Annotated in this window: 19 protein-coding genes; 4 read left to right on the top strand and 15 right to left on the bottom strand. The window is 63.5% G+C overall.

Going from position 1 to position 18,541, the window contains the following annotated elements:
• Positions 1 to 191: 191 nt before the first annotated feature.
• The 3 genes from AB8808_RS12635 to AB8808_RS12625 all read right to left on the bottom strand — a co-directional run bounded on the left by AB8808_RS12635 (position 192) and on the right by AB8808_RS12625 (position 3,301).
• On the bottom strand, positions 192 to 593 hold the full coding sequence (locus tag AB8808_RS12635; protein WP_369929858.1) for a hypothetical protein: 402 nt from the start codon (positions 591 to 593) through the stop codon (positions 192 to 194).
• On the bottom strand, positions 580 to 993 hold the full coding sequence (locus tag AB8808_RS12630) for a hypothetical protein (RefSeq protein ID WP_369929855.1): 414 nt from the start codon (positions 991 to 993) through the stop codon (positions 580 to 582). The genes AB8808_RS12635 and AB8808_RS12630 overlap by 14 nt, the downstream gene beginning before the upstream one ends.
• Positions 994 to 1,108: 115 nt before the next feature.
• Complete coding sequence (locus AB8808_RS12625; protein WP_369929853.1) at positions 1,109 to 3,301, bottom strand: TonB-dependent siderophore receptor; 2,193 nt, start codon at positions 3,299 to 3,301, stop codon at positions 1,109 to 1,111.
• A gap of 559 nt (positions 3,302 to 3,860) precedes the next feature.
• Between AB8808_RS12625 and AB8808_RS12620 the strand changes: the two genes are divergently transcribed.
• Positions 3,861 to 4,259, top strand: a complete 399-nt coding sequence (locus AB8808_RS12620; RefSeq protein WP_506193218.1) for a transcriptional repressor — start codon at positions 3,861 to 3,863, stop codon at positions 4,257 to 4,259.
• Positions 4,260 to 4,283: 24 nt separating this feature from the next.
• Here the strand turns inward: AB8808_RS12620 and AB8808_RS12615 are convergent, their stop codons facing one another.
• The 3 genes from AB8808_RS12615 to AB8808_RS12605 form a co-directional block, all read right to left on the bottom strand.
• Positions 4,284 to 5,129, bottom strand: a complete 846-nt coding sequence (locus tag AB8808_RS12615) for an AraC family transcriptional regulator (RefSeq protein WP_369929851.1) — start codon at positions 5,127 to 5,129, stop codon at positions 4,284 to 4,286.
• A 95-nt stretch (positions 5,130 to 5,224) separates the two neighbouring features.
• Positions 5,225 to 5,878, bottom strand: a complete 654-nt coding sequence (locus AB8808_RS12610) for an ankyrin repeat domain-containing protein (RefSeq protein ID WP_369929849.1) — start codon at positions 5,876 to 5,878, stop codon at positions 5,225 to 5,227.
• A 68-nt stretch (positions 5,879 to 5,946) separates the two neighbouring features.
• On the bottom strand, positions 5,947 to 6,423 hold the full coding sequence (locus AB8808_RS12605; RefSeq protein ID WP_354512685.1) for a hypothetical protein: 477 nt from the start codon (positions 6,421 to 6,423) through the stop codon (positions 5,947 to 5,949).
• Between the two features lie 148 nt (positions 6,424 to 6,571).
• Between AB8808_RS12605 and AB8808_RS12600 the strand changes: the two genes are divergently transcribed.
• On the top strand, positions 6,572 to 6,763 hold the full coding sequence (locus AB8808_RS12600; RefSeq protein WP_369929847.1) for a hypothetical protein: 192 nt from the start codon (positions 6,572 to 6,574) through the stop codon (positions 6,761 to 6,763).
• Positions 6,764 to 6,914: 151 nt separating this feature from the next.
• Here AB8808_RS12600 and rnd read toward each other — a convergent pair whose 3' ends face one another.
• Positions 6,915 to 8,042 carry a ribonuclease D gene (rnd, locus tag AB8808_RS12595; protein ID WP_369929845.1) on the bottom strand — a complete coding sequence of 376 codons (1,128 nt, stop codon included), beginning with the start codon at positions 8,040 to 8,042 and terminating at the stop codon, positions 6,915 to 6,917.
• Positions 8,043 to 8,154: 112 nt separating this feature from the next.
• On the opposite strand from rnd, the gene AB8808_RS12590 reads away from it, so the two are divergent.
• Together AB8808_RS12590 and AB8808_RS12585 are read left to right on the top strand one after the other, a co-directional pair.
• On the top strand, positions 8,155 to 10,110 hold the full coding sequence (locus AB8808_RS12590) for a formylglycine-generating enzyme family protein (RefSeq protein ID WP_285401512.1): 1,956 nt from the start codon (positions 8,155 to 8,157) through the stop codon (positions 10,108 to 10,110).
• Positions 10,111 to 10,211: 101 nt separating this feature from the next.
• Positions 10,212 to 10,574 carry a hypothetical protein gene (locus AB8808_RS12585; RefSeq protein ID WP_285401514.1) on the top strand — a complete coding sequence of 121 codons (363 nt, stop codon included), beginning with the start codon at positions 10,212 to 10,214 and terminating at the stop codon, positions 10,572 to 10,574.
• Between the two features lie 3 nt (positions 10,575 to 10,577).
• Here AB8808_RS12585 and AB8808_RS12580 read toward each other — a convergent pair whose 3' ends face one another.
• The 8 genes from AB8808_RS12580 to AB8808_RS12545 all read right to left on the bottom strand — a co-directional run bounded on the left by AB8808_RS12580 (position 10,578) and on the right by AB8808_RS12545 (position 18,519).
• Entirely contained in the window at positions 10,578 to 11,894 is a 1,317-nt protein-coding gene (locus AB8808_RS12580; protein WP_369929842.1) for a methyl-accepting chemotaxis protein, read from the bottom strand.
• A gap of 97 nt (positions 11,895 to 11,991) precedes the next feature.
• Entirely contained in the window at positions 11,992 to 13,200 is a 1,209-nt protein-coding gene (locus AB8808_RS12575; RefSeq protein ID WP_285401518.1) for a GAF domain-containing sensor histidine kinase, read from the bottom strand.
• 38 nt (positions 13,201 to 13,238) lie between these two features.
• The gene (gene tmk, locus AB8808_RS12570) at positions 13,239 to 13,862 is read right to left on the bottom strand and encodes a dTMP kinase (protein ID WP_369929840.1); all 624 of its coding nucleotides are present in this window, start codon (positions 13,860 to 13,862) and stop codon (positions 13,239 to 13,241) included.
• A 32-nt stretch (positions 13,863 to 13,894) separates the two neighbouring features.
• On the bottom strand, positions 13,895 to 14,128 hold the full coding sequence (locus AB8808_RS12565; protein ID WP_285401519.1) for a hypothetical protein: 234 nt from the start codon (positions 14,126 to 14,128) through the stop codon (positions 13,895 to 13,897).
• Positions 14,129 to 14,219: 91 nt separating this feature from the next.
• Positions 14,220 to 14,909, bottom strand: coding sequence for a secreted signal peptide protein (locus AB8808_RS12560; protein ID WP_285401520.1), 690 nt, complete (start codon positions 14,907 to 14,909; stop codon positions 14,220 to 14,222).
• 62 nt (positions 14,910 to 14,971) lie between these two features.
• On the bottom strand, positions 14,972 to 15,799 hold the full coding sequence (locus AB8808_RS12555; protein ID WP_369929838.1) for a hypothetical protein: 828 nt from the start codon (positions 15,797 to 15,799) through the stop codon (positions 14,972 to 14,974).
• 114 nt (positions 15,800 to 15,913) lie between these two features.
• Positions 15,914 to 17,617 carry an outer membrane protein assembly factor BamB family protein gene (locus AB8808_RS12550; protein WP_369929836.1) on the bottom strand — a complete coding sequence of 568 codons (1,704 nt, stop codon included), beginning with the start codon at positions 17,615 to 17,617 and terminating at the stop codon, positions 15,914 to 15,916.
• Positions 17,614 to 18,519, bottom strand: a complete 906-nt coding sequence (locus AB8808_RS12545; protein ID WP_285401525.1) for a dienelactone hydrolase family protein — start codon at positions 18,517 to 18,519, stop codon at positions 17,614 to 17,616. Before AB8808_RS12545 ends, AB8808_RS12550 begins: the two co-directional genes overlap by 4 nt.
• Positions 18,520 to 18,541: the final 22 nt, after the last annotated feature.

Raw genomic sequence — 18,541 nt, 5'->3', positions numbered from 1 at the left:
CCCACGTCCGGCGAATGATATCAGCCATCTCCGTGACTGCCAACAGTCGATTTGAAAGGGCGTGGGAGGCTCAAAATGCCCAACGCAGCCGAACACGGCAGCGACCCAGTGCCCCGTACAGGGACACGCCGGTCAGTTCCTCGGTCCGCAGCACCAGGATTTCATGGGAGCACGGACGCCAGCAGGATCCATCATTGAGATGGCTTTCCGCTCTTTGGAAGCAGTTCTCTCGCCATGTCCATCGCCTGCTCGTGTGAAGCAGCAAGCAGTAGAGGGTAGCCCCAGAACTTGGCAAAGACGACCGAAAAGGCCTTGAAACCCAGGCGCTTCGCCGGGTTGGCTTCGATCAGGATCATTGCCAGGACGAGCCTTCGCAATTCGACCTTGTTCTTTTTCATCCAGAGTGCGGTGCGTTTCTTTTCTTCCGGCGAGTGCTCATGGTCTTCGGCCGGTGTGGAATCGGTCAAGAGCACGAAGGGCTCTCCACGCTGCAAATTGGCCTCGAATTCGGTGAAGTCCTTCTCGTGGTCGTGTCCCGCCTCGTCCGTGAGCTTCATCCAGACCAAAGGGAAGTTGGAGCTATCGATCGACATGGCCGGTTCCTTTGCTTTTCATGCGAAGCCAGGTGGCTACCACGGCGAAAACGCCGGGCAGCGTGATGAAGAGCACTGCCGAGAATCCAACGTACCAGCCGTCGCGCAACCCGTCGGAGATACCGCCAAGGGTATTCAGGACAACAAGCAGGCTACCGAGGACCAGGGCTATCCGCTGAGCCGTTCGGGTTCCGATCAGCGTGAGAAGCACCGTGACGATCCAGCAACCGTAGTACGCGGAAAACATCCACAGGATGCCTGGCTCAAACGTGATCGCCGGCGTCGCTCCATGCGCCCTCACGAAGCCGTTGACGTAGAAGAACAACTGGAAGGCTACAAAAAGCACGGCGCCCATGGCCGTCGTCAACCAGAACAAGGTCACCTTGTTCTGATCGACCATGGGCAGGTCTTGAGCGGTGCGTAAGCGGGACTGAAGGAGCATATCGGCTTTCTCTGTGATCGATGGTGGTATGTCTGCGAATGTGCAATCGGTGCAGCGTTCGAGTGCGTGAACATCAATACCTGTAGTCGAACGTAACCATGACGTTGCGTGGCGCGCCGTAACTTACGGTGTCGAAATCGCCCTTTTGCAAGGCGTATTTCCTGTCAAGCACGTTGTTGAGGTTGACGGTCACGTTTGTCTTCTGCGACACGGCATAGCGCCCCATGAGCGATACCAGGGCATAAGACTTCTGTTCTCCGCCCAACGAACTCGTGCCGGTGTCGGGCGTCTGGTAGAAGCGGCTTTGCCATTTGACGCCTCCGCCTAGCGTCAACTTGTTCCACTCTCCAGGCATTCGGTAGGTGGTGAAGACCTGGGCTGTAGTACGCGGTATTTGCGAATTCAGACGGACGCCGTCGCCATCCTGGGCCGTGAAGTGGGCGATACCCGCGTAGACGTTCCAGCCATGCGTCAGTTCGCCCTGCAAGTCCAGTTCGATCCCGCGCGACTTGGTTCCATCCGCGCCTTGATAGGCCTGGGCGCCGCCGGGGGTGTACGTTCCGGCGATCATCTGTGCCGCGTTGTCCAACCTGGTGTCGAACAAGGCCACCGACGCATTCAGTCGACCGTCCATGTAGGCGGCTTTGAGGCCGATTTCTTCGGTTTTCCCCTTTGACGGCGTGAGCACGTTGCCCTTGCTGTCCCGATAGTCGGTTTGCGGATTGAAGATGCCCGTGTAGCTGACGTAGGCCGAATACGTCGTGTCGATGTCGTAGATCAAGCCGGCATACGGGGTGAACTCGCCGGTCTTCTTGTAGTGCAACGAAGAGCTACCGACCTGGTCTTCGATGTCGTAGTTGCTGAGGCGGCTACCGATGATGAGTTTCAGAGGTTCGGCCAGGGAAAATCGGGCCGCGGTATAGACGCCGCTCTGCTTGATTCGGGTGCGAGTAGGTATCGAAGCCATGGCATCGAAATCAGGGCGGGGGTAGGACGTGCTCAAGTCATAGACGTTGACCGGCGCAACACCTGCATAGAACGGTGCGATGTCTTCCTGGCTGGCCGTGCGGTGCGAACTCGTCGCCCCGACTACCAGGTCATGCTGGCGACCGAGCAGTTCGAAGGGGCCACCCGCCATAAGGTCAACCGTGTTTTGACGGCTGCGACCGTTGGACGACAGCGCTACCGGGTAAGCCCCATAGGGATAGAAACCCAGTCCCGTGGCACGATCGGGGCGACCGACCAGGCCGAGTAGCTCGGCATCGTATGCCGTGCTGTATTGGTTAGCGATGGCCCGGAGGTTCCAGCCGTTGCCGAAGCGGTGTTCGATCTTGGCAAACGCCGTCTTGAGGGTGTTGTCCCAATGGCTCCAGTTCTGCGCATAGTTCTTTGAGCGAGAGTATTGCGCCTGCGTGCCGTCACTGAACCATAGCGGTAAACCGCCCCACGTAGAGCCCTTCGGCGTGATGTCCTGATAGTCATAGCCCAGGCTCACCGTCGTGTCTGGCGTCAGGTCGGCTTCGATGACTCCGTAGAAGGCTTTCCGATGCGGCTTATAGCCGTCGATATACGAGTTTCCGTCCTGGTAGGTTCCCACCACGCGCGCACGAACGCGGCCGTCCTCGGTCAACGGAGTCGATACGTCAGCCGCGCCCCGCTGCGTATCCCAGCTTCCCGCGCCGAGCGAGGCAGACGCCGAGAAGTCACGGGTCGGTCGTTTGCGCACCAGGTTGATGGCCGCCGACGGATTGCCGGTGCCGGTCAGCAACCCGGATCCGCCGCGCACGACCTCGACACGATCGTAAAACGCGGTGTCGATGGCACCGATACCGCTCCCGTTGACGGGGCTGCCGATGACGGTCGGTATGCCGTCGTATTGAACGTTGTTTATCAGGAAACCACGGGAATAGAAGCTTGTTCGTTCGCTATCGGCCTGGTCCGACGTGACGCCCGTGGTGTTGTCCAGCACGCCCTGAACCGAATTCAGCTGCTGGTCGTCCATGCGCTGACGCGTGACCACCGTCACCGATTGTGGCGTTTCCTGAAGCGACAGCGGAAGGTTCGTGGCCACCGTCGTCTTGCCCGTGGTGTAAGAGCCCGTGCCTTCGGTGGTAGCCGGCTTTATGCGTCCGGTGACGGTGATCGCCGGCAGGGCCGTTTCCTCCTGCGACGCTCCCCCCGTCTTGGTTTGAGTCTGAGCTGACTCGGCGGCGAACGCGCCCGGCGCACCGATGAGTACGGCTGCCGCTACGGCCGAGCCAAACACGGCGCGGCGCCGGAGTCTGCTGGCGGCGCGGCATGGCGCATCCCGTCGAGGATAGGCGACGGCCTCCGTGCGCCTGTCGATTGATCTACGGGGACACCCAGACGTTTTGCGGTCGTACATTAATAATACTCATTTGCATTTAGATGCCTTATTTAACAATGGCGAACAGGGGAAGTGATGGCGAAATCAGGCCAAGTTGTTATTCGATTCGGCCAACGCACGATCGTTTCCCTCGCTTTGGCCGTCTTGCGAAACATGCTGGCCGGATCCAGCAATGCTTAGCTGGTCAGCGTGAGTAGGCTGCGCTCCACTGTGGTTATCCATGTCGGCCCATCGCATGTGGCCGACCGAGCACTTTGTTCTTACGGGAAGAGGCGCCTTTGGGCTGCACCTTGCGTTTGAACCGAGCCCAATGAGCCAGGCTGCCTCCCGTTGTGACGAACAACTGAGGTCAGGCATAGCATAGGAATAAGGACATGGAGCCATGTGATGACTCGCCTCGGATCGTTGACTTGATTGCGTCATTCGGCAGCAAGCGACGATCGTTCGTTCAACTGTATTGAATGCCTTGGAGCAGGCAACACCGAGCTGTCTCGATGCCAGCCAGATTTATCGCGTTCTCAGCAGGAAAATCGACAGCCTCACGCCGGGATCGGTCTACCGAGCCCTGAATGATTTATGGACTGCTGGCTTGTTGATTCGCGCGGAAGGCGCACGTGGGCGGGCATTTTATACAATCAAGCTGGCGGCGCTGAATCGGTACGACACGCTGCGGTGCCACTGTGGCGCGCGACTGGTTTTCCTTGAAGACCCGGTGTTGCTTGGGCGGTTGCGGTCGCTGGCATTGAAGAACGGTTTCGTTTTCGATGAGGAGTCGGTTTTTACGATAACCACGACGTGTTCGAAGTGTCATCATCTTCGCAAAGAAACGAAGCTCGCGGTCGAGGGAAGTCGATAGTGTTCTGCCGATAACTTGGTTCAATCAAGGGGTGATTTCATCAGGGAGCATGATGCCGGGAGTACGTTCGGCACTGCTCGTGCGGTCCGAAAGGTATCGTGCCGGGGGCTTGCCCACAGCCTTGCGGAACATGGTGACGAACCCACTGGCATTTTCATACCCCAGATCCAATGCTACCTTCTGCACCGTTTCACCCTTGGTCAAACGTTGAAGCGCAAGGATCACATGCAGCTGCCGACGCCATCGCCCGAAGCTCATGCCAATTTCATGCAGCAGAAGGCGGCTCATGCTTCGCTCGCTCATGCCAATCCGGGTAGCCCATTCGGCCTTCGACGTCTTATCCGTGGGGTCGGCCAGCATCATTTCGGCGAGGCGCCGCAATCGGGGGTCTCGCGGCATGGGTAGGTGCAAGTCTTCCACCGGTGCCGCTGCCAACTCGTCGAGTAGCGCGGCAATCAGGCGGTCCTCCCGTCCACCCAGCGCATACCGCTCAGGAAAACCGGCCACCTTCAGGAGCAACTCGCGTAGCAATGGCGATACTGAAATCGTGCAACAGGTTTCGGGAAGACCCGGTGCGGCGTCGGGCTCGACGAACAGGCAATAGCATTCCGTGTCACCCGCCCCGCGTGCCGCATGGGGCAAGTCTCCTGGTATCCATATGGCGCACTGAGGCGGCACGATCCAGACGCCGTCTTCGATTTCGCAGTTGAGGATGCCTCTTACGGAGTAGATCAGCTGTGCCTTACGGTGACTGTGCCTCGCATTTTCCCAGCCCTTTGTCACCGACGTGGCACTTAAGGCCACCACGGACCGCATGATGCTATCGACGTCCCTCGACGCGGTTAGATCGGTGATGGCAACGCTTGACATGATCTACCCAGCTTAGACGAAGGCGCGACTTTGGCCTAATTGAGAAATTAGATCCATAAATGTCGCGATAAGTCTAGCCAATACGCTCGGGTCGATCATTGGCATGTCAGCCTCGCCTTTAGTGACGCTGGCCATGCCGCAATCAGGTCGGAGCGGCGGGATAAAAGCACGCTGATGCGCGCGCGCTCACCCGCCTGGCAAACGTCATATCCGTGATCGAGCAGCCATGTCACGGCGTGCGGCTGGCCGCCGACGAGTGCGGCTTCCAATGCCCCTCGTGGAACGTTGTCGGCGTGATCGGGAGTGGAACCGGCTGCAATGTTCGCTCCCTTGGTCAGGAGTGCTGCCATAGCCTCGGTCTGCCCGCATTGAGCCGCCAACACGATGGGCGGCGAAGCAGTTAGTGGCGTGGTTGCGTCAGGATCTACCCGGGCCGAGAGCAGGGCGGATAGCGCGTGCGCGTTGCCGATCCAGGCAGCGCCCGCTAATGCCTGTTTGAGCGCGTTGGTCGACGTCTCATCAGTCCGGTCAACGAGTTCGCCCAAGGCGGAATCAAATGCGGCGTCATTTCTCGAGAGGACTGCCGAGCGAAGCCTGGCCGCGCTGTCTCCATGAGACGCCTGTGAGATCGCGTCTTGCGCGGCGGCCTGTTGGGTCGATAGGCAGGCCGGTGTGAATGCGTGTGCAGTGTTTTCCGCGGCAGCGATAAGTAGGGCACAGATCAGTGGCGTCTTGAAGGTTCTATCCATGACTTGCTCCTTACGTTTTTTACTTAAGGGGGCGACCGACACGGTTCACTCTCTACCTCACCAGCCGCTTAAATGCGATTCGTCATACGTTTGCGCTTTGTCATCCACGACCCGAACAGAAAAAAAGCAAACGAGACAACCCAGCAGTAGAAGCCCAAAAGTGCCTTTGGTTGATTCATGACGTCGTCGATGCCCGAGAACAACACGGGCATGGGGTGGGACAGAGATAACCAGAAAAAAAAGACAGCGATGGCTATAGAAATAGCACTTAGAACCATCGACCGTTCATACCGGGATTCGGCATGGCAAAAGATCGCCGCAATGAAGGTGATGTTCGCTAGCCAACCCATGGCGGCTGGCTTGAGAAATAGCGTACCGATCCATCCGAAGCCGGCAAGGTACCAGCCAGGGTAGGTGACGACATGGCCGATGGCATGATCGGGAGGCACGTGGGTGATGAAAGTCACAGCGGGTAAGAAAAGACTCGTGGCATATAACGCGATGGCAACGGCGATAATCGTCCATCGGCAATTTCTTTCGCTCATGAAGCCGCGTGCTCGGTAGGCTAATGTAGCTCTAAGAATCAGTTACCGTCGCGCCACAAGCAATGGATGACACCTGTCAGATGCTAGCGCCGCACGTGCTGGGGACAATGCATCCGCAGCCAGATAATTGACTAACGGAGCACGTGTAATGAATTCGATCCTCGGCGTAGCGACACTCGCAATGGTCTTCGGCGGGTTCCTGATCTGGGAATGCGCCAGCTGGGTCGGTGCACGCGCGGAACTCGCAAAACAGCAGGCCCGCAAGTTGAGGCTGGAAAACGATCAGCTTGAATCGATGCGGGGCGCGCAAACATCTTCAAGGACGCAAGCCCGGTTCTGATCGGTACGCATGGTGCGTCCTGCACAGCCCTACGGTGGAGCCCCGAACATGCCTGACCGTCCGAAAAGGACGGTTTTCATCAGGCGAACGCGGTGCAGCCACTAAGGCGAACGACTACGACCCACGAATCGTTCGATGCCTGGTTGGATGCCTAGCCGCGATCCGGCAACAGCGCGCAAAGACGATCGTGCAACACCTCGCGGCGCCAGCCCTCCAGGGCCTCGGGCCACACACCACCGCTCATCACCAGTTCTTCCATCGAGCGCCGTGCGCAGAGCAGGCCCGGCGGGACATCCAGCTGCGTGGCCAGGGTGTCGATGGCGCTGCGCATCTCGTTGATCGCGCGTTTGGCGTCACCGACCGGGTGGCCGATGATGGCGGCGGTGCTTTCCACCTCGTCCGCCGTGACCGGCTGGCGCACCAGGTCGAACAGCTCCTGGCGCTGTGCCGAGCGCAGGGCGCGGGTACCGCGTACGCGTTCATCCAGCTCGGCGGGGGTTTTCGGTATCGACGCGACCAGATCGAGGGCGTGGTTGTCTTCCAGCAGCCAGGAGCGGGGTTTGTCCAGCGTACGTGCCGAGGCCTCCCGCCAGCGCAGGATCCGGCGCAGCAAGGCCTGCTGTTCTGGCGCCCATTCGCTGGCCGCCTTGAAGCCACGCTGGGGCTGGGCATCGCCATGGCGCTGGCTGGCGCGCCGCTTCATCCGTGCGCAGTCTTCCGCGTGCCAGTGGGCCCGGCCACGTTCGGCCAGGCGTTCCGAGAGGATCGCGTGGACGGGGTGCAGATGGACGACGTCGAGCGTGGCGTAAAGCTTCTGCGACTCGGTGAGCGGACGCTGCAGCCAGTCGCTGCGCGTTTCGCCCTTGTCCAGTTCTTCGCCGACCAGTTCCGCCACCAGGGCGCGGTAGCTGATGCCCAGGCCCATGCCGACGAAGGCCGCGGCGATCTGCGTGTCGAACAGGGTGTGCGGGCCGTCCGGAAGGAACGGGGCCATCGCTTCCAGGTCTTCCCCGGCGCTGTGCATCACCGTGACGACCGGTTGCGCGGCGAACACCGGCGCCAGGGCGTCGTCCAGCGGCACCGCCAGCGGGTCGATAAGGGCGTATCGGCCTTCGTGCGCGAGCTGGAGCAAGGCCAGCTGCGGGTAGAAGGTGTTGCGACGCATGAACTCGGTATCGAGCCCCACGACGGCGGAGGGTGCGATGGGAGCGAGCCACGCATCGAGCCCCTCGCGATGGTCGATCCAGGGGGCGGGGTGAGCGAGGTCGCTCGTTGTCATGCAAGATCCTTGGGGTCGGTCAGGAGTCGCGGCGACGTATCGTGTTGCCCTGCCGGGCGCGATTCCCTATGGTTGCAGCGCACGATAGCAGGCTCGCACGGAACCGCCCACCATGCCCAACACCGAGACCGTTCGACGACAGCGCGCCATGGGCGGCGCGTTGGGCGTGGCCTTGCTCGGTTTTGCGCTGTTCTACCATTTCTTCCCGCAGGTGCTGCACGTCCAGACCACGCAGAACACGCCGCGTTCGCCCATGCGGGGCCAGCCGACCACGATGGGCTTCGACCAGCGTCCGCAAGCGGCGGCTGGGGCGGTGGTCTCCGAACTCGATGCCGGGCCGCCGATCATGCTGGCGCCGACGGCGGTGATCGCGGCGCGGCGGCGTGAAAAATCCCCGGAACGGGTGTTGCCGGCGCAGAAGAGCCCGGATACGCCCGAATTGACGGCCTTGCTCGATCGCGGCGACAAGGCCCTGGCGGTCGATCGCCTGGTGGGGGGCAGGGACAGCGCGGCCGCGCTCTTCGGCGCCGTGCTCAAGGAGAAGGCGGACAGCCAGCGTGCCCTGGCCGGCATGGACGAGGTTCGCGCGCGCATGGCCGCCGAGATCGAGCAGGACATCGCGCTGGGCGACGCCGATGCGGCGCGCGAATCGCTGGCGGCACTGAAGGCGTTGCCCGCCAGCGCCGCGGATGTCGCGCCGCTGCAACAGAAACTGGGCGTGCTGGAAAAAGTGCGGCCGCTGCTGGGCAAGGCGGCGACGCAGTTGCAGGAAGGCAAGGCCGACCTGCCGCACGGCGACAGCGCGCTGGACACCTATCGCCAGGTGCTACAGATGGACGAGGGCAATGCGGTGGCGGAGCAGGGCATCACGCAGGTGCAGCGCACGGTGCTGGACAAGGCGCTGGCGGCGGTGGCCCAGAACGACTTCGCGGCAGCGGACACGGCCCTGGCCGCCGCCGCGGTCATCCAGCCGGAATCGCAGGCGCTGCAGGATACGCGTGGTCGTATCGAGGGCATGCGCCGGCAGAGTGCCACGGCGATGCTGGCCCAGGCCCGCTCAGCCCTCGACGCCGGCAATCTCGAGCTTGCCCGGCAGCTTGCCGACAAGGCGCAGCAGACCAGCGCCGACCTCGCCGGTCTGGACGACTTCAACGAGCGGCTGACCAATGCCCGCCTGTACGCCAGCTACAAACCCGGCCAGGTCTTCGCCGATCGCTTCGTCGACTCCACCGGTCAGGCCCCCGCCATGGTGGTGGTACCCACGGGGCGCTTCCTGATGGGCTCCCCCGACGGTGAGCGCGGCCACGACGCCAACGAGGCACCCGTGCACGAGGTGCAGGTGGACAAGGGCTTTGCCATGGCGCGCAGCGCGGTCACCATCGGGCAGTTCCGTGACTTCGTCCGCGCCACGGGCTACGTGCCGCAGTCGGTATCGATGCAGGGTGGCAGTGTCTACGACGAGCAGAGCGGCGGCCTGCGGGACGACTCCAACGCGAACTGGCAGGACGACTACGCCGGCAAGCCCGGCCAGGACCGCCTGCCGGTCATCAACGTGTCCTGGAACGACGCCAAGGCCTACGCCGACTGGCTCTCGCAACGCACGGGCAAGAAATACCGCCTGGCCAGCGAAGCCGAATTCGAATACGGCCTGCGTGCCGGCACCACTACACGGTACTGGTGGGGCGACGGCTCGCCCGGTTCCCGCGTGGAGAACCTGACCGGCGGCAACGACCGTTCGGGCTCGGGCCGCCGCTGGAGCAATGCGTTCAACGGCTACAAGGACGGTTTCTGGGGCCCGGCCCCGGTCATGAGTTTCACGCCGAACGCCTTCGGTCTTTACGACATGGGCGGCAACGTGTCCGAGTGGGTGGCCGATTGCTGGCACGACAACTATATCCGGGCACCGCGTTCCGCGGAGGCCTGGGTCAACCCGGGCTGCGGGCGGCGGGTGATCCGCGGTGGTTCGTGGGGCAGCGCGCCGGACATGGTGCGATCGGCTTACCGCCAGGGGGCGACCTCCGACCTGCGTAGCGCGCGCGTGGGTTTTCGGGTCGTCCGCGAGTTGTGAAGCCACTCTCTGCCGGATACGCCTAGCGGATCACTTGACGCTGACGAGCCTCGCGAAACAATCTCCTGAAAAGCCGCGCAACGCATTCAGGGGACTCAATCTTGGCTACTTCCATCATCGTCGGGTATCGCCCCTTTCCCGGCCGCACCGATCTGGTCGTCAGTATCCTTCTGGAGACCTACAAGGTGATGCAGCGCGCCGGGCTGATCACCGCGCGTCGCCCCTGGATCATGCGTAGCGAGGAGGGAAACGTGGTGGCGGCCTTCGACATGACCGACGAATACTCCTTCGCCGCTTCTGAGAAAATCCGTGAGGTGAGCATGCTGCGCGCCCGCCTGATGGGCGTGGCCGAGCGCGTGCCGCTGTCCGGGCTGCGCGAGAGCAACGACCCCTACGCCGAGTTCGAGACCAGCAACGATTACCCGGCGGTCGACACGCCGCGCATCGCCGATGCGCAGGGCTGACGGTCAGATGTTGCCGTAGACCGCTTCCAGTTGCGCCACGGCCGCATTGACCCGCTGGATGCCGGAGGACTGCGCCACGGCGCTTTCGCTGATCGCGCTGGTCACCTGGGTGACGTTGGCGATGGATGCGACGATCTCTTCCATGGTGTGGCCTGCCGTACCCACCAGGCTCGCGCCTTCCTCGACGCGCCCCCGGGCATCGCCGATCAGCTGATGGATCTGCTTGGATGCGCTGGCGCTGCGCACGGCCAACTGGCGCACTTCGTCCGCCACCACGGCGAAGGCCCTGCCGCTCTCGCCGGCACGCGCGGCTTCGATCGACGCATTGAGCGAGAGCAGGTTGGTCTGGAACGACAGCGCATCGATCAGCTCGAGGATGTCCTCGATCGACCGCGTGCCTTCCTGGATGCCGCCCATGGTGCGGACCACGTCGCGCATGACCTCGCCGCCACGCTCGGCGGCCTGCCGGGCGCCGGAAGCCAGTTGCTCGGCGTTGCCGGCCTTGCTGGCGTTGTCGACCACGGCGCCGGACAGTGACACCACCTCGCGTTGCAGCGTCTGCGCGGCCAGGGTCTGCGCGGTGATGTCGGTGGCGTACTTGATGACCTTCATCGGCACGCCGTTGAAGTCGAGGATGGGGTTGTAGGTTGCCTGGATCCACACCACGCGACCGTCGCGGCCGAGCCGCCGGTACAGGGCCGCGGCATGGCGCCCCTCGCGCAGCCGCGCCCAGAAGGCCGCGTAGCCGGGCGACGACGCTTCATCGGATTCGACGAACATGCGGTGATGTCGCCCGACCACCTCGTCACGCGCATAGCCCATGGCGCTAAGGAAGTTCTCGTTGGCGTCGAGGATGGTGCCGTCCAGGTCGAACTCGATAGTGGCCTGGGCCCGGTCGATCGCCTGCAGGCGGCCGTCCATGTCGGCCGCCGCGATGCGCTGCGCCGTGACATCGGTGGCGTACTTGATCACGCTGACGACCTGACCGCCCCGATCGAACAGCGGGTTGTACGACGATTGCAGCCACACGTCGCTGCCATCCTTGCGCCGGCGTCGATACAGCCCTGTATCGCTGCGGCCGGTGCGCAGGGCGGCCCAGAAGGCCGTGTACGCATCCGTGTCGGCTTCGTCACCGGCGACGAACATGCGGTGATGGGCACCGCGGATCTCGTCCAGCCGGTAGCCCATCGTCTCGAGGAAGAGCGCATTGGCGTGACGCACGTGGCCGTCGGGGGTGAATTCGATGACGGCCTGGACCTTGTCCAGTGCGGCGAGCTTGCCCTGGGAGGCGCGATGTCTCTCGAACCAATGGCGAATCATCGAAAAGCCTGAAGTGTGACTTGCGTCACTTATCGGCGGTACATGCACTTACTTAAGAATAAAAGTGATGGAATCGGTAGGTTCGCTACCTTTTCGTTCAGGTTCGGAGCGTCGTCGGCATCCGGAACATGAAGCAGGTGCCCGCCTCCTTCGACGAGGTCACCGTGAGCGTCGCGCCATGGCCGCGGGCGATTTCCGAGGCGATGTACAGGCCCAGACCCAGGCCGGGCCGGGGCTGTGAACTATCCGGCCGGAAGAACGGATGGAACAGGCGATCCAGCGTCTGCGGATCGATCGGGTCACCGAAGTTAGTGACCGCCAGCGTCACCGCGCAACCCTCGTCCTTGCCTTCGACCAGGATGGGCCGACGGGTATCGCCATGGGTGATCGCGTTGTTGACCAGGTTGGCGATGAGCTGCTGCATGCGCTTGAGGTCGAAGCGGAGCGGACGGTTCACGCTCCAGCTCGCGCGGATATCCGCCTCGGGATGCGCCTGGCGAATCTCCGCCAGCACGCGCTCCGCGGCCTCGGCCAAGTCGTCGCGTACCTGCGTCGTCACGGGGATGCCCGCCGCCAGCCGCGCGCGGGCGAAATCCATCACGTCGTCGATGAGGTCCGCCATGCGGCGCGTGCTGGCCGCAATGAGCCCGGCCAGGCGTTGCGCGCGTGGCGGCAGGTTCATCGACTGCAGCGACTCGGCAGCCATGCCTGCGGCCTGCACCGGGCTGCGCAGGTCGTGCCCGACCACGGCAAGGAACTGCTCCCGTAGCACGCCGTCGTCCACCTCTTCCCGCAGCGCCTGTTCCGCGTCATTCACCCGGTCCTCCAGCGCCAGCTGGGCGGCGATCAACTCGCCGAACAGGGTCATCTCGGCGGCAAGACCTTTCTCGTCGAGGGTGACCGGGCGCGAATCGATGGCGCACAGGGTGCCGAAGAACTGGCCATCCACCGTGAAGATCGGCACCGAGGCATAGCTTTCGAGCTTGTAGAAGCGTGGCGTGTGGTGGTCGGCGTAAACCGGATGGGCGCTGGCATGGCCGAACACCACCGGCTCATGGTGCTGGCGGATCTCGTCGCAGATGGTGCTGCCCAGTGCGAGATCGTCGCCGGCGCCGAGGCCGAAACCGAGGTCGTCGCGAACGGCGCAGGCCGTCCAGCGGTTGTCCGTGACCCGTGCCACCGCGGCGAAACGCATGCCCGTGCGGCGGACCACGGCGTCGAGGATACGGGGCACGACCGACAGGCGCGCCACCGCCCCGATCAGGGGATCGTCCAGGGTGGCAAGGGAGGAGCGAACCTGAGGCATGACTCGATTCTACCAGTATGAACAAGCGTTAAGCTCATTCACCCGCCAGCGCGTTTCCTTGCGATGGCTTGCCTTGCCTGGTCCAGCGCATCCGCCGACACCTCGTCGGCGTCACGCGTAGCATCGATGAGGGCCGTATGCGGCAAGGCCATATCGCGGAAGATCGCACGGCAGCGGTCGAGGTTGTCCGCCGTCTCGAAGTGATTCGGCTTATCGCCGCGCAGGCGTATGCGCGCCAGGCCAACCTCCGGAGCAAGGTCGAGCAGAAGCAGAAGGTCGGGGCGGGGTGCGAAGGCGTTGGCCTGCATCAGGTCGTCGATGCCGAGGCCGGCAGCGCCCTGGTAGGCCACGTTAGACGGGAAATAGCGGTCGAGGATGACGATCTCACCGCGGGCCAGCGCGGGGGCGACCAGTTCGTCTACATGTTGCCGGCGATCCAGGATCAGCAGGCGCAGCTCTTCCTCGGGGGTGAGCCGGCCGGTGGATGCCGAGGCGCGCATCTGCATGCCCCAGGGGCCGTTGGTCGGCTCCTTGCTGAGGTTGACCGTGCAACCGTCGACCGAAAGGGTATCGCGAAGGGTATGGGCGAGCGTCGTCTTACCGGCGCCGTCGATACCTTCGATGGCGATCAGCAGACCGCCGGGGATAGGGAGAGGTGCCATGGCCGGGATTTTAGCCGATCGGCCGGCGACTTTCACCGCACGCTAACGGATTTCCCCAGTCGCTCGAACGTCTTCTTGCCCGAGGGTGTGACGCTCCAGTAGCCCAGCTCGTCCTGGACGGCGAGACCGCGGCGCAACAGCGCCACGCACGCGGACTCATTCAGGCTGCTGACTGCCAGGTAGGCGGTGGAGCACAATTGCTGCAGGGCAAAGCGCGTCTGCTCGTCGAGCTGCGCCTCGTGCCGGGTCGTGTCATCCACTGCCATGCCTGATGTCCCCTTCGGTGTCACCGAAGGCGATTCTTGCCTCCGCTCGAGTTAAAACCTCGTGAGGAAATACTTAGGTAGCCGGCGAGCATCAGTGGAAGCCATTGACCAGGCCGCTCGCCTTGTCCTTCGTCAGGTTCAGCCCCTGGCCGCTGAAAGTTGCCAGGCTGGTCATCCGGTCGGCGATATCGACGCCGACCAGGCCCGCGGTATCCGGGTCCACGCTCAGCGCGAAAGGCACGGACGGGAACTGCACGTAGTCACGGCTGGCATTCCATTGGGGATGGCCACCCAACGCCGCCATCAGGCCGTCGATCTTCGTTCCGGCCGGTTGTCCCAGCAGGGCGAACGGCAAGGGCGCCTTGGCATTGGCAAACGTCGAAATGGCGGTGACCTTGTCCTGCTGGATGCGGACGCGGAGCTGGCTGTAGGCGATCTGGTCGGCGGTCACCGGCTTTCGGGCCAGCTGCGCGTTGAGGTCGCGGGGATAGACATAAAGCAGGTCGGCGGTGCCGGGATGATCCTTCGCGGTGCGCTCTTTGTCCGGCGCACCCATGGCGGCCAGGACCTGGCTGCGGGTCATGCCGAGCGCCAGTGGGCCGAGGTGCGTGCACGCATCGGGCAGGGTGGCGTGGGCGCTGGTATCGACGGTGTCGTTCGCGGTCGCGAATTCATGGTGGAGGGCGCCGACGCAATCGTCCGCCATGCCGTTGGCATGCACCGGGAAGGCGACGATGCCGAGGACGAGCAGACCGTACAGGGGGATGATGTGGCTTCTCACGCGAATCTCCAGGCGGCGTATCGGAAGGGAGGGGCCGGAAACGGTTCCCGGCCCCGGCGAACTCAGTTCCCGTGCCAGCCTTCACGATGCCCGTAGGCCGTGATGAAGGCATTCTGCTGCGCACCGGTCAGGGAACTCCACTGCGCGGAGGGCGACAGGCCCGAGTTGTTCGTGATGGTCGTGATCATCTCGGCCGTGGGGTTCTCGCTAGGCGGAGACCACGTGGTGATGATCTGGCTGAGGGTAGCCGTACCACCCGCATTGTTGTTGATACGGTCCATGTTGGCTACGGCGGCATCCAGACCTGCCTGCGGGCTGGCGAAGATGGCGAAGCCACGATCGTCGCCGAGTGAACCGTTGTTCGTCGCGACCGTGCCCGAACGGATGTCGAGCGGGTTGTTGTCGCGGTTGGGGTGGGTCCCCGTGATGGACTGCGTGGAACCGTCGGCGGCCGTGTAGGTTACGGTCGTGCCGGACGCCGATGCGGCTGTGGCCGGGTTGGCATTGCTGCCGGCGCCACCGTCGCCTTCGCCGCCGTCGCCATCGCCACCATCACCGTCGCCGCCGTCACCCTCGCCACCATCTCCCTCGCCGCCTTCGCCGCCTTCACCTCCCTCACCGCCTTCTCCACCCTCACCACCTTCACCACCTTCGCCGCCTTCGCCACCCTCACCGCCTTCGCCACCCTCAGCGATCGGCTCCTCGTACTCGTTGGTGGTGTGCACCGCACCGGCCTTGTGGATCGCCGCATGGTGGTGCGCCTTCTTGGCGTGGTGCACTTTCTTGTGCGCCTTGGCGTGATGGATGGATGTGGACAGCGGATGGGCGCCGATGGATGCGCGCATACCGCCTGCCACCATATCGATTTCAATGATGTCGAGCGTTCTCATGGTGATCCCTTGATACATGGTTGCGGGGAAAGAGCCGTCCTCGCGTCGGCTGACCCGTGTCACGCCGCGCAGGGGCAGCGCCACACGGGTCGGTTTCCTCGACCGGGTAGCGCGCTACGACACGGCACGCAGATCGTGTGGCTGCGTGCCTTGCACGGCATCGTCCGGACGCTCGAAGGCATAGAGGTGGTTCATATAGGTCGAGACGAAGATGCGCCGACCGTCGGGCGAAACCGCTACGCCGTTGGTCACCGCATCCGGAAGTTGCAGGATGCCTTTCACCTGCAACGTGTCGATGTCGATCTCGTAGACCTTGCCGCCGTTGCTGCCTACGATGATCCGGTTGCCGATCCGCCGCGGCGAGGCATAGACGCGCGAGCGCAGGTTGATCTTCGCCACCAGCTGCATGGTGTCGACATCGATCACGTACAGGTGCCGGTCGCCCGAGCCGCAGAACAGCTTGTTGCCGGCGAACAGGGGCGTCGTGTAGCAGATTTCGTCCGTTTTCCACTCGCCACGTTTTTCACCGGTTTCGACATCCAGGATGTAGATCGATTTGTCGAACGAGGCAAAGGCGGTGAGCTTGCGCGCCTCGTCCACGGCGGGCGCGTATTTCACGGAGCGGCGCGTGGGGAAACGCCAGACGATGCGGCCCGTCCTGGCTTCCAGCGCCAGCGTCTCGTGATCGGCGCTGCCCCAGATGACCAGGTCGCCGCCTTGCCAGTAGCCGGGGGAGCCGTGTTGCAGTTTCTCGACCTGGTGTTCCCAGATCTTCTCGCCGGTATCCATGTCGTAGGCACCCAGGCTGCCCTGGGCCCAGGGGCGCACGTATTCCACGCCGACACAGATCAGGTTGTGCCGGGCCACGACCAGCGGCGATGCACCGACCCACTCCCCGTCGGGGTGAGTCCAGATTTCCTCGCCGCTGTGCGCGTCCAGGCAATAGACCGTGCCGTTGTAGGCGCCGAAATAAAGCCGGCCGTCGTGGTAGGCGGGGCAGGACCATATGCCTTTTTTCGTGTACGCGGCACCGGTGACCGCGTACTCCCAGACCAGGCCGCCCGTCTCGGCGGAAAACGCCTGCATCTTCGCGGCGTCGCAGCCGCGGAAGATGAGGTTGTCGACCAGCAGCGGCGCCGATTTGGGAACGACGTGGAACGCGAAGCCTCCGGGTGTCGCGGTTCGCCACAGTTCGCGATAGGTCTGGGTGGGAAAGGGCGCGCGCACGTCGTCGGGAAGGTCGAAGTCCTTCAGCGTGAACAAGGTCTGCACCGTGATGCCGTGGGTGTCGCGCCAGGCCAGGCCCGCCCGGGAGACGAAATCCACCACCACGAACATCTCCGCGAGACGGTGCCCCGCCATGCCGATCACGGTACGCGCTTTTTCCGCACTGCTGCCGGAGTTGAGCGAATCGTCCACCAGGATGATCGGCAGGTCGAGCACGTCGCCTTCGATCGCGTTACCCATGCCGGTGGTCTTGCGATCCTTGCGGATGATGAAGCCGTTGACCGGGCCCCGTTCCGCGGGTGCGGTGAGCATCAGCGCCGTGAGCAACGGGATGGCCGCGGTTTCCAGGCCGCCAAGCTGGAACGGCTCGCGCGCGGCGTTGCGCTCCCAGAACGCATGCGCGATCTGGAGCAGGGTGTCGCGTTGCATGAACACACGACGCAGGTCGAACAGCCAGGTATAGGCGCCGCCCTTCTTCGTGATCAGCGGAATGTTTTCCGCCTGCGTGTGCAGTCCGATCGCCTGGATGGTGTTCCTGATCGCCTCGATGGTCATCGTCGATTCCGCGGTGGGTGTAAAGAGGGGTGTCATGGCGAAGCCGACGCGTTAGACGTGGCGAGGAAGGCCTCGATGGGAGGCCCCCACGTGGCCGAGCCACCGCGCCCGAAGAACAGGTGATGCCCGTCGTCGCCATACGCGGCGGGCATGATGCGCTGCGCCTTGCCGCCCGCCTGGGTGAATGCCTGGTACATCGACGTCACCAGTTCCGGGTTGAAATAGCTGTCGTTGGGCGTGTAGATCCACAGCACCGGCGTGCTGGCCGTCGTCCCGAAGCGACGCGCGGCCTCCACCAGCCTGTCGGCATGGCAGTTGGTGTTCGGCGTGCCGTGAAAGTGACCGCCGCGCCCACCGGCCATGTCGATGAAGGCGGCCACCTGCGGATGCGGCATGCTGTCGTAGGCCAGGGTGCCCCAACCGCCGGCGGACTGGCCCACCACGACCACGCCGCTGGGCGCATACCCAGGCAGTGCCGTCACGAAATCGACGATGGTCTTGATCTGGCGCGCGGTCTCCATGCCTGCTTTGTAGTAATCGGCGTTGTCACAACCATCGTAGCCTTCCGTCCACGGGCCGCCCGTCGCGCCATAGCCCAGCCGCAGCGCAAGCACGACCGCGTAATGCCGTTGCATGAACCACTGCACGGATTCCGCCCGGCAGTTGGCCAGCGTCATGTGGGGACGATCCGCCGCATCGGGGGGCGATCCATGGTTGATGACCACCAGCCGTGGACGCGTCACGCCTTCCGGACGGCACAGGCGTCCCTGCATCGTCCACGCCTGGCCGGTGTCGTCGCGTATCGGAATGTGCAGCGCATCGCCCTCGTCGCCATGCAGCGAAGCGATGTGTTCCGCCGCCGCCGCCGCCGGCCCCGATGCGACGCCGAGCCAAAGTGTCGCGAGCAGCAGCGAAAGGGTGCATGGACTGTGTCGCATCGTCGTGTTCATCCTGGAGGGC

Origin of the sequence: Xanthomonas sp. NCPPB 2632 (assembly GCF_041228075.2) — a bacterium.
Taxonomy (GTDB): domain Bacteria; phylum Pseudomonadota; class Gammaproteobacteria; order Xanthomonadales; family Rhodanobacteraceae; genus Luteibacter.
The sequence above is the reverse complement of the archived record's forward strand: the minus strand, read 5'-3'. Positions and strand labels throughout refer to the sequence as shown.